9 protein-coding genes are annotated in these 11,661 nt (G+C 51.8%); 1 reads left to right on the top strand and 8 read right to left on the bottom strand.

Translation table 11 applies throughout. The features are described 5' to 3' along the window. The 8 genes from AACZ40_RS24580 to leuC form a co-directional block, all read right to left on the bottom strand. A partial coding sequence (locus tag AACZ40_RS24580) for a hypothetical protein (RefSeq protein WP_339676209.1) occupies window positions 1-817 on the bottom strand: 817 nt, incomplete at its 3' end. A 255-nt stretch (window positions 818-1,072) separates the two neighbouring features. Continuing rightward, window positions 1,073-1,882 carry a DUF1573 domain-containing protein gene (locus AACZ40_RS24575; RefSeq protein ID WP_291168987.1) on the bottom strand — a complete coding sequence of 270 codons (810 nt, stop codon included), beginning with the start codon at window positions 1,880-1,882 and terminating at the stop codon, window positions 1,073-1,075. 136 nt (window positions 1,883-2,018) lie between these two features. After that, the gene (locus tag AACZ40_RS24570; protein WP_291168985.1) at window positions 2,019-3,317 is read right to left on the bottom strand and encodes an MFS transporter; all 1,299 of its coding nucleotides are present in this window, start codon (window positions 3,315-3,317) and stop codon (window positions 2,019-2,021) included. 117 nt (window positions 3,318-3,434) lie between these two features. Continuing rightward, the gene (locus AACZ40_RS24565) at window positions 3,435-4,982 is read right to left on the bottom strand and encodes a Gfo/Idh/MocA family oxidoreductase (protein ID WP_291168983.1); all 1,548 of its coding nucleotides are present in this window, start codon (window positions 4,980-4,982) and stop codon (window positions 3,435-3,437) included. Between the two features lie 125 nt (window positions 4,983-5,107). Next, the gene (locus tag AACZ40_RS24560; protein WP_291168982.1) at window positions 5,108-6,349 is read right to left on the bottom strand and encodes a hypothetical protein; all 1,242 of its coding nucleotides are present in this window, start codon (window positions 6,347-6,349) and stop codon (window positions 5,108-5,110) included. A 254-nt stretch (window positions 6,350-6,603) separates the two neighbouring features. Next, window positions 6,604-7,710, bottom strand: coding sequence for an FAD:protein FMN transferase (locus AACZ40_RS24555; protein ID WP_291168980.1), 1,107 nt, complete (start codon window positions 7,708-7,710; stop codon window positions 6,604-6,606). 94 nt (window positions 7,711-7,804) lie between these two features. Further along, window positions 7,805-8,395 (bottom strand): 3-isopropylmalate dehydratase small subunit, encoded by a 591-nt coding sequence (gene leuD / locus AACZ40_RS24550; RefSeq protein ID WP_291168979.1) that lies wholly within the window; start codon window positions 8,393-8,395, stop codon window positions 7,805-7,807. A 59-nt stretch (window positions 8,396-8,454) separates the two neighbouring features. Beyond that, the gene (gene leuC / locus AACZ40_RS24545; RefSeq protein WP_291168978.1) at window positions 8,455-9,876 is read right to left on the bottom strand and encodes a 3-isopropylmalate dehydratase large subunit; all 1,422 of its coding nucleotides are present in this window, start codon (window positions 9,874-9,876) and stop codon (window positions 8,455-8,457) included. A gap of 630 nt (window positions 9,877-10,506) precedes the next feature. On the opposite strand from leuC, the gene ffh reads away from it, so the two are divergent. Next, on the top strand, window positions 10,507-11,661 hold a 1,155-nt coding region (gene ffh, locus AACZ40_RS24540; RefSeq protein ID WP_339676204.1), incomplete at its 3' end, for a signal recognition particle protein.

The following is an 11,661-nucleotide window of genomic DNA, read 5'->3' as shown; positions in this document are numbered from 1 at the left end:
CTGTATTTGTTGCGGGAACAGCGGGAGCATTCTGTTGGGGAGTCGTTTCCGATTTGTTAATTGCCTGTGGTGCTCCCAGATCGACTTCAGGGTTATCGATGGCAGTGCTGGCTACCTGGTTCGATTTGTCACCATCCGAAAACAGGTTGGGGAAAAGTGTCGAATCGCCGAAGAACAGTCCTGCCCAGACGACAGCTGCGAGGATTACCAGGAAGTAAGGAGTGATCCTTTTCCAGAGCGGTTTTGTTTTCAGGTAATCCGGTATGCGCGAAGAGAAAGGCTCCGGTTCTTCTGCTGGCATCGTCTGCTGTTTAACGGGAGTCGGATTACGCAAGGGGCTTGAAGCAGGGGGGTGTGGAGCCATTGCTGAATCAGATGCCGGTGTTTGGGGCACTGTCGTTCCAGCTGCTGTCTCCGTCTGAGTGCCTGCAGGAGCAGGTCCCAAGGCGTAAATACGATCTCTGGTATCCGGGTTGATGGTCGCGGGTTCGCCCAGAACCAGGGTTAAAATCTGGTGCGAGGCGGCGACTTCAACAAGATTCACATCGGAATTCAGGCAGATCTTTTCTACATCAGCAACGCTTTCCGGTGTCAGCGTATTATCCAGATATTCCGCGACTGTATTCGGATCGGGATTTGAGCCCGGCCCTTCCACTTCAGGTGCAGTCAGTCGACGTCGGCGTAAAACGTCTTTAATGCGTTCCACCAGAGAGGAAGCATAGCTGCTTTCTTCCAGTTTCTTGCCGATCTCTTTGATTTGAGAGGGTTCGAGGACGTCGTCGAGATACGCGATCAGAGTTCTCAGAGTTAAACGCATACAGCACCATTAAATTCAAAAGGATTGTGGGGAGAAACCCGAAAATCAGGTTGCTCTACCCATTAATAGTGGGGCTGAATTGCGGTCTCCGTACAATTAATGGAAAAGATTTCCAAAAAAAGAGGAAATATCTACAGCTTGAGAAAAGGCTGATCCCGTTGATCCGGAACGCATTACCCTTGAGCAGAGCGTCGCTTTATCTTTGATACCTGGCTCAAATCGCATGGGAGATGCTGCAGGAAGACTGCACACCGTCTAATTGGCGTTAGGTGAACCTGGTAGATTCTGTTGAGCTGTTTTCTGGTCGGGTCCCTGAATAATGATCGGGACATAGAGTTCCGGAAAATCGGGATCGTTGGTTTTAATGACGATCATTCCATTGTGTTTTCCGGGGGGCACCAGATTTTCCACAACGACTTCCAGTTTTTGTGAAGTAACCCCTTTGTCGAACTCCCGTTCAGCCAGTTTTACCTGGGCGTATTCAGAAGTACTTTCGGCGCTGAGGATTTCGAACTCTTTACCGCCTCGATAGTCGGAAACAGTCAGCGGATGAATGGTTCGTCCGGGTGTGAATTGATAGATCACCAGAGCTTTGGGTTTGACGACCAGTCTGCGGACTGGTAATTCCAGTTTGAAAGTCAGTCGCGTGGAGCGTTCCTGTGTGTCTTCATATTTGAAATCAACGAAGTATTCTTTTTGTCCGGGAGATTCGCTGGCTGTTTCCATTTTCAGCTGGAACTCTCCTGCTTCATTGGGCGCATAGACTTTTTTCTCGAGTCGTGGTTTGAGGCATCCGCAACTGGGGACCAGATCGGTCACGGTTACGGTGTGCTCACTCAGATTCTTAAAGCGGAAGCGGGCACCGACGACCCGGGTGGTTTCTTTCACCATGCCGGTGTTGACCAGATAGGTTTCAAATGCCAGCGCAGGTTTTGGCTCTGCTGCGAGTGAATCCTGCACGCGTGAGCCAGACCAGTGCGCGAAACTGGCTGTGACAAAAGGTGAAACGGCCAATGCCAGCAGAATACAGCGGGTCCATTTTGATTTGAAGAATTGTTCGCGCATGGCATCGGTGCCTGTAAGAGTGTCTATCCTGTCATGATGAGTTACCACAGCGCGTATCAGTATCACAATTTAAGTCACAGAGCAAGACCGGGTTTTTGCAGGTGATTGAGGGGTTTTCTGTATGTCTGGGAACAGGTTAAGACTCAACCGGCGATGAGATTTCGGGCTCTGTTTCCGGGTCTGTTGAGCCCGTTTTTAAGAGGAACATCAGAATCAGCCCGAGTATCATAATCCCCGCTCCTGCCCAGTAGGGGGCAGTGATACTGCCCGTGATCAAGTCTCCCCGGGTTCCTTTAAACAGGATGATGCCCGCGAGGGGACCAAGAATCCGGGCCAGGGCAGAGATACTCTGACCGACGCCGAGGACTCCGCCCTGTTCTTCATCCGAAGTGTTCAAGGACAGGAGCGACTGCAGGGAAGGGGTGGTGGCGGAAAAACCAACTACCGAAATCGGGAGTACGGCATACAGCATGGTGTAGGACCCGGAATTGCCGGCTACGCCGATCAGCAGCAGGCCGATGACCATCAGGATAATCCCAATCAGTCCCATGCGATATTCTCCCAGTCTGGGAATCAGGCGTCTGACCAGGATTCCCTGGCTGAGAGTCAGGATGAAACCGATGTAGGCAAAGATGAAAAAGTTACTGCGGGCGGCAAAGCCGAGTTCCTGGGTCAGCAGTGAAAGCGTGGATTCAAACTGGGCAAACGCAAAAGTAGTCAGGAAAATCGCCAGCAGAATCAATCCGATGCGCGGCTGTGCCAGGGCATGACGAAAACCTGAGATATCGAACCAGTGATGACGTTTCGCTGAAGAATCAGTCGCCTTTTTCGTCAGGGATTCGGGCAGGATGAAAATGGAGAGCAATGCAGCCATCCCGGAGAGCACGCAGGCAACATAACCAGGCGCTGCACTGGGAGTGGCACCTGTTTCTGCAGAAACAAAAGCAGCGCCAATCAGTGGTCCGAATGTGAAGCCGATCCCAAAGGCGGCGCCAATGAGGGCCATCCCTTTTCCCCGTTCTTTAGGGCCGGTGATATCGGCGATATATGCTTGTGCGGTCGGGATCGTGGCGCCGGCGATTCCAGCGCCGATACGGGTGATGAATAACCAGGAAAGGGCATCAATTCCCAGAAACATACCGGTTTTACCAAGTGAGGTCGCGAAACCGAACATGCCATAAAAGAAGGTCGAGCCCAGCAGACCCAGGATCAGGATCGGGCGGCGCCCGACGCGATCGGAAATCCGTCCCCAGATGGGAGCAAACAGAAACTGCATGGCTGAAAAGGATGCCATCAGCAGTCCCAGTGTGGTACCCCCTGCTTCAAAGTGTTCGCCGTAGCGGGGCAACAGGGGTAATACAATTCCAAAACCGAGTAGATCGATAAAGACGGTTACGAATATGAGAAACAAGCCTGCCTTGCGTCCTTCCGACACGTGATTCCCCTTTGCAGTGGATGCGATGACTATTTAAAAAGAAACAATGCCGAGGGGGTTATTCCTCGGCATTGTGGAATCATGATCGAAATAGAGTCTGAATTCAATAGACTGCGATCAGGCGAGTTTTTCAGCAAAATCCGCTTCGGGAGTCGCGGGGCTTTCGGGATCGAACCATTCAGGTTTGAATTCGATGCGAACCTTATGCTTCATGGCCAGGTTGGAAGTCAATGCCATGATCGCATCGGCCATCGCGACAGTTCCATTACATTTCAGACCGCCGTCTTTGGGATCGCTGTGATTATCTGTGCGGATACAGTGGCAGAAATGTTCCATTTCTTCGGTGTATCCACGACTGATTTCATCGCCCATCGCTTTGGTGGTGTCTGAAGCAGCAGCAGAAGGGGCTGTGGTTTCGTATGCATCCAGGACCGGGCCGCTGCCATCGCTGGATTTGATGACCCACAGACGCTGGTCAGGTCCGCCACCACCCGTTGAGGGGCTGGCTTCTTTAAAGAGCAGTGCTTCTTTTTCAGTCTTCATGATCAGGGTACCACGGCTGCCGAGTACGGTTTCACCGTAAGGTTCCCAGCGGTTCGTGTTGATTGAAGAATAAGTCACGATGCAGATGTCGCGAGGGTTGGTTTCTGCATCGTAGTGTGGGCCCGGGAATTCAAAGGTGACATACACATGGTCATCGATCTCGCGATCGTCTTCCTGTTTGTCTTTCGAACCGATGCCTTTGACGCCGTAAAAGTTTTTACCGCCATAACCCTGAACTGCCAGCGGATGAACTTTGCCCAGAAAGATGCTGCAGGCATCCAACTGGTGGCTACCCAGCTCGGCCATCAAACCACCGCCTGTTTTGTTATACAGACGCCAGTTGATGAGTTCGTCCATGTTGTCGTAGCCATATTCCTGGACGGATTGGGCGAGCGCCTTTTCGTCTTCTTTGGGAACTCTTTTTCGCCAGCTGTCCCGACCGGGGAAGCTGTTGTTGCGGTGCCACTGGGCGCGGATATGTCGAATGTCGCCGAGGAGGCCCGTTTTTACCAGTTGATTTGCATTGTCATACAGAACGCTGTAGTGACGTTGGTGCCCTACAGCGAGCAGCAGGTTCTTTTCTTTGGCTTTTTTGATGAGTTGTTTACATTCGGTGATGTTGTGTGCCATCAGTTTTTCAGAGAGCACATGCAGCCCGGCGTCCAGTGCTGCCATCGCGATGGGAGCGTGCTGGCTTAAGGGAACCGCAATCACGACTGCTTCCAGACCAAGTTCCTCTTTTGCAGCAATCAGTTTTTTATGATCGTCGTACTGTTTGATTTTGGAAGCTTTTTCTGCGCCAAGCTTCTTAATCAGACCGACACGGTGTTCATTGCCATGTCCGTGAAACGCTTTGTGGCGGTTCGAAGGACGCAGGTCTGCAATGGCGACAATCTCCATGTATTCAGGTGGATGCTGGGTAATCAGCACACTGCCTTCATCACCCGTGCCGATGAATCCAACTTTGACTGGTTTGCCTTTGAGTTCCTCGTATCCAAAATAGGTAGCACCTAAACCGGTACCGGCTGCTGCTGCCGTGGTGAGGAAGTCACGACGTGTAAACGAAACAGCTTCATTGAAGTTATCTTTACCGATTTGTTCCTGTTCGGGAGTCAGATTCATCTTAATAATCTCCTGGTACGCAATGCGTAGCTGTGATCCGTAGAGAGTGATTGTTAACTAAATTATAGGCGGGAAACGAGGCGTTTGTTAGATGTACCTTCATTTCTTACGTAAAATGTATCGAATCAGTTGGTTTTGTTTGCCTTGTTTTTTCTACTCTGGAAAAAACGGTAAACCAGTCCATCAATGCCGAACCAGGTTCCCGTGGGCAAAGCGGCAATTGCCAGCAGGGCTATGACTTCAATCAGATTCTTATTGATGATAAAACTGTGTTCAGGTCCCGGTACGGCTGGAACTCCCGGCCAGGGAGGCATGACCAGATAGAATGAGAGCAGCATGCCCGCAGAGGCGACTGCCGCGATCCGGGTGCCAAACCCGATCAGCAGGAGTACCCCAAGCAGAGTCAAACTGTAGATGGTCAGCAGGTTCACACGGTGGATCTGCGTATCCTCGGGAGGGACCGGGCCGGCTGCCAGCTGTTCGGGGGTCAGCAGCTGGGTGGCTTCCGATTCCATTTCGTCTTCCATGGCGCGAATGGGATTGACCAGGCTGGCTTTCATCTGCTGAATTTCTGCCCAGATTTTATCAAGGTGGTCTACCTTGTAATCCTGGTCCGCGTTGGCAAGACGCTGTTCATAGCGATCGAGGGCAATCTTGTATTGTTCGATTTTCCCCACCCGCTTTCCATCAATGGTACCTTCCTGTTCGACATCGATCTGGCCAGCCAGTTCCGGGTTACCGCGCAGTGATGCCTGCATTTTTTCAACATAACTGAGTCGGGCAGAGCGCGCATACACTTTCTCAACCGCATCATAGTATTCACGATCAAGGGGAGTTCCGCCTGTCAATTTACCGTTGGACCCTTTTTTTACGGGGACCATCTCCAGCAAACGCTGTTTTTCAGCTGGTGTGAGGTGTTTTTTTCCATCGACGATCAAGCGTTTTCTCTCGGGGTCAAACTTGATCACTTCGCCCAGGCTGCCGTCGAATTCGACACCGGGAGGGAGGGCACTTAATTCCGCAGCAAAATAATCGCTGCCGTGAACCATTTGATGCACACGGGATTTCTGAGCGTCTGTCAGGTTGGGGTAGTGATTGAGGAAACGTTGTTCCCAGTCGAGCCACTTGGCTTCGACCTTGTCCGCATCGAGCCAGTTCATATCATTGGGATCTCCCGTCATGCTGCGGAAGTGATCTCGAAACGGTCCTTTGGCATTATTGAGGTAGCCCGCGGCCGTCCAGGGGCGATTGGAACTGAGCGTTTCAATTTTCCAGAGGCCTTCGTAGAGCAGTTGCCAGCCAATGCTGAGACGTAAAACGACGATGAACAGGATGGCAATGCCTGTGATTTTCTTTAAATCTTGCACTCGTAAACCCTCATTTTTTCAGGGGATTTCAGTTTTATTAGTCAGATTCTGTGTGACACTTTTTGACATGATCAAGGCCGGTCCGGATTGATCGTCGGTGGTTAGTACCCTGGTTTCCATGCTCTCTGAAAGAACAGGAACCCGGGTCAGTTGACTCAGGTCCGGCCGTCTTACCGCGCTCGGAAACGATTAATCGTGATCCAGATGCGTGCGATCTACAAACCAGTTCTTCACAAGTCCTTTATAGCGACTAATCATTGTGACAACAATTGGTCGCGATCCAGGAACAGAAACTCATTCGGAATTCCTCGAATCACCGGACTGAGTTTTCTGCCTTGGGCAGGGGGGGGAATTAAAATCGTACCGACCTGAGTATGGTTCTCGCAATACTCCAGTGCCTTTTCGATGCCGATTACATAAAAAGCGGTGGAAAGGGCGTCCGCCAGGGCTGCATCAGGGGCGATAACCGTTACAGACAGTAATTCCGACACCGGCCAGCCTGTGCGCGGGTCAAGAATGTGCCCATATCGCTGCCCTTGATGACGAAAGTGCTGTACTGAAGATCCACTGGTCGACATGGCACAATTCTGCAGGAGAATGGTACCCAGTCGCTGGCTGGTGAAGAGCGGGTTTTTGATTCCCACCGGCCAGCCAGGTAATTTGTTATGTGTTCCTGTAGCGAGGATGCTGCTGAAACCGCCGTAAAACAGCCAGTCTTCCTGTTCTTCTGACTTTAAAAACTGTCCGGCGAGATCCAGGGCATAGCCTTTGCCGATGCCGCCCAGGTTCAATTCATTCTCAGGCGACCGGTATTGAATCGTTCGCGCTTCGTGATCAAACAGAAATTGCTCGATACCGGTATACTGCAGGCAGTCTTCAATTTCCGATTGCGTGGGAAGTCTGCCCGCCAGTCGAGATTCGCGCCACAATGCGATCAAGGGGCCTGAGGAAGGATCAAAACCCCCTTCCGTGTCCAGGCAGATCTGTCTAGACCGATCGAGAATCTCGAACAGCCGGGGATCCATGCTGACGGGGCCCTCTGATGCTGTGGCATTCACCCGCGACATCTCGCTGGTACTGCGATAGACCGTCATCAGTTGCTCGTACTCATGAATCAGGTCCAGTGCATCTGAGGCACGCATGACCTGCTGGCTGGCCCCCGGGTTCATAACCATTGCGAATTCGGTTGCCATCGCGCGGGTACTCAGACGGATTGTCGATCCGCCGGAGGGGGCCGCGAATTCTTCCGTTGCCTGATTCAGATAATCGGCCAGATCATCGCCGGCATTTTCAATCGCCTGTTTCAGGACCCGTCCTGTCAGGAAATCACGCCGGTTGCTGTTTGTTTTTTTCTCAGGCATGAGAGCACATTTGAATTTCAAGTCAACATTTGCCTCAAGAGAGCGGACATTCTTCCTCTGCTGTGAGAGTGGGAGAATGACTCAGACTGGTTTCTCAGGCAAATGATGTGAAGTAGGGAACCTCAGCGGCCCGTTCTTTGATTTCGGAAGTGCTTTTCAGTAGCTGGGCTAAAAAGTCGTATGTGCCTGAAATCAGTGCGGAACGCGCATTCTCGGGCAGGGTACAGTCAAACTGCTGATCGCCACAGGCGATTTTCATGGTCTTCAGATCAACGGTGATTTCCTGCTTTGCATTCTGCTTGATGGCTTTGTCCAGGGCTTCGAGAGTCTGGCGGCTGGCACAGACGGCTGGCACTCCCAGGGAAGTGCAGTTCCCAAAAAAGATTTCTGCATACGATTCAGCGATAATCGCCTGGATACCCCAGCGAATCAGTGATTGTGGCGCGTGTTCGCGTGAGGAACCGCAGCCAAAATTACGACCACCAACCAGGATAGAGGCTTCCTGGTATTCCGGCTTATCGAAGGGATGTTCCGGATCCTGGATGCGGTCGTCTTCGAAGGCATGTTCGCCGAGGCCTTCGAATGTAACACAGCGTAAAAAGCGTGCGGGAATGATCCGGTCGGTATCGATGTCGTCCAGTAACAGGGGAATTCCAGTGCCGGTAATTTTTTCTACTTCATTCATGAGTCTGTTCTTTTGATTTTTGTAATCTTATTAAATGTTGTCAGTGGATTAAGTCTGAATTAAACCGTGGCAGGGGTGAGAAGTTCCCGCACATCGGTGACGCAGCCATTGATGGCTGCTGCGGCCACCATCGTCGGGCTCATCAGCAGGGTGCGGCCTGTGGGACTTCCCTGGCGACCCTTGAAATTCCGGTTACTGGATGAAGCACACAGTTCGTTCCCGACCAGTTTGTCAGGATTCATGGCCAGGCACATCGAGCAACCTGCTTCACGCCATTCAAATCCCGCATCAGAAAAGATTTTGTCCAGACCTTCTTCAATTGCCTGCTTACGGACCAGTTGAGAACCGGGGACCACCAGGGCCCGAACGTGATCGGCAACATGGCGGCCTTCGACGACTTTTGCCGCTTCCCGCAGATCGGATATGCGGGAGTTCGTGCAGGAACCGATGAATGCGACATCGATTTTCTGCCCTTTAATCGGCTGATTCTCTTCCAGTTCCATGTAGCGGAACGCTTCTTTAATCAGTGTCTGTTCATCGGGGGCATAGCTGGAAATCGGCGCCAGGTTTTCTGAAATGCCCACGGATTGCGCGGGGGTAATGCCCCAGGTGACCGTGGGTTCGATATCGGCGGCATCGAATTCGACCACATCATCAAATTTGGCATCCGGACCGGAAGCCAGGTTGAGCCACCATTCTGCAGCTTTGTCGAACGCTGCTCCCTGAGGGACAAACGGACGGCCTTTCAGGTAGTCGACCGTCGTCTGGTCAGGGTTGATGTACCCGCAACGGGCTCCCCCTTCGATACTCATATTGCAGACGGTCATGCGTTCTTCCATCGACATCCGATCAAAGACTTCACCTGCATATTCATAGGCATAACCTACGCCGCCCTGGACTCCGAGTTTACGAATGATGTGCAGCGTTACATCCTTGGCGGTCACGCCGGGGCCGAGTTCACCATTTACGACGACCTGGCGAACTTTGGGGCGTCCCAGTGCCATGGTCTGCGTGGCCAGGACGTGTGCAACCTGACTGGTGCCAATTCCCAGGGCAATCGAACCGAATGCCCCGTGGGTACTGGTATGGCTGTCGCCACAGACAATCGTCATGCCAGGCTGTGTGAGTCCCTGTTCAGGGCCGACCACGTGAACAATTCCCTGGCGGCTGTCATTGACGTCCAGCAGTGTTACACCAAATTCAATGCAGTTCTTTTCGATGGCAGACATCATTTCTTCCGCCAGCAGGTCTGCGAAGGGGCGTGCCTGATTCTCCGTCGGGACAATATGGTCTACGGTAGCGATGGTACGTTCGGGGAACAGGACTTTCAGGCCGCGATCACGCAGCATTTCAAAAGCCTGCGGGCTGGTGACTTCATGAATCAGGTGTAAGCCGATTAACAGCTGATCCTGACCTGAATCCAGTGTTTTAACCGAGTGTAAGTCCCAGACTTTATCGAACAGATTTTTTGTGTTACTCATCTTTTTCTTTGCTTCGTTGAACTCAAAATAGACAGTGACAGAAGGATAATCAGGCTAGGAAAGCAACCTGAGACCGGCGTGTTCCCAGATGACACGCTGGAAGCGACGTGGTTCCTGTGAACCGATGGTCACATGGTTTTCCAGGGCAGAAAACGTGATCAGAGACCATACACCAAATTACTCACAAATATAAGGTTTCGAGGCTGACAAATCCAAAAATCTCCAGCCGGGATGTTGCGAATCATTGGTATCGCACAGAATCCTGTGGGTCAGCCGGGGGTGGAATGCTGACATTATTGCAGGTTTGTCCGCTTTCTCTACTATATTGTAGGAATTTTGCAGAGTAAATGGGACAAGAATTTTAAAAAGGAGTGCTGGAACCGTTGTGTATTGTTCAAACAGCTTTTAAACTCCACGGCTTGATGCAAGTTATTGCCTCACCATAACTTTGTGAACACTGACAATGGCAGAAGAGAAGACGTCGTGTCTTAACCTGCTGTCGTTGCGCGGTTTAGGTTCCGGTTTTGCGCTCAGCTTCTATCATCGCTGAGCTGCAGTGAAGCGATTTTATCTGGCATTCCCAGTAGCAAAACAAAATCGAATTAGTTCTTAACGGTCTGGTTGATTAACGTGTTTGAAGGTTTAACGTCCAATCTGAAAAGTGCTCTGAGCGGTCTTGCCCGTGGTGGAAAACTCACCGAAGGTAATATCAGGGACGGATTGCGCGAAGTTAGACAGGCATTACTGGAAGCAGACGTTAATTACGAAATCGCCACCAGCTTCATTGAACGGGTAACCGAACAGGCGGTTGGTGAAAAAGTTCTCAAAGCCGTGCGACCTGATGAGCAGATCGTCGGTATTGTCCATCAGGAACTGATCAATCTGATGGGGCCTGTCGAGCCTGGGTTTGCATACAGGCCATCTGGTATCACCGTGATTATGATGTGTGGTCTGCAGGGAAGCGGTAAGACGACCACCTGTGGAAAGCTGGCCCGCCTGTTGAAAGAACAGGGACGCAGGCCGATGCTGGTGGCTGCTGACTTGCAGCGTCCCGCGGCGATCGAGCAGCTGAAAGTGATTGCCGGCCAGGTTGATGTACCTGTGCATGCAGAAGCACCGGAAGGCAATAATGCGGTCAAAGTCTGCCAGAACGGGTTGAACCAGGCGAAAAAACTGGGCAATGTGGACACCGTGATTCTGGATACCGCCGGTCGTTTGCACGTCGACGAAGACCTGATGAAAGAACTGGAGCAGATTGAACGCAAGCTCCAGCCCGACCAGGTCATCTTCGCCTGTGATGCGATGACAGGGCAGGACGCGGTCAACAGTGCCAAGGCGTTCAATGATGCGCTGGAACTTGATGGCGTCATCTTAACCAAACTGGACGGGGACACCCGCGGCGGGGCCGCGTTGAGTGTCAAGGAAGTAACCGGCGTACCGATCAAATATATTGGTGTCGGTGAAGCACTGGACCGTCTGGAACCATTCCATCCGGACCGGATGGCAGGACGTATCCTGGGGATGGGCGATGTCGTCTCCCTGGTGGAAAAAGCACAAGAACAGTTTAATGAGGAAGAAGCCGCTGATCTGCAGAACCGGATGGCTTCAGGAAAATTCAGCCTGAACGACTTCCAGAAGCAGATGGCCACCATTCGCAAGATGGGCCCGATGCGTGAAATCATGAAAATGATTCCCGGCATGGGGGGCCTGATGGATACGAATCCGGATGTGGATCCTGGTTCGGAAATGAAGCGGATTGACGCGATCATCAGCTCCATGACACCG

Origin of the sequence: uncultured Gimesia sp. (assembly GCF_963972345.1) — a bacterium.
GTDB lineage: Bacteria > Planctomycetota > Planctomycetia > Planctomycetales > Planctomycetaceae > Gimesia.
The sequence above is the reverse complement of the archived record's forward strand: the minus strand, read 5'-3'. Positions and strand labels throughout refer to the sequence as shown.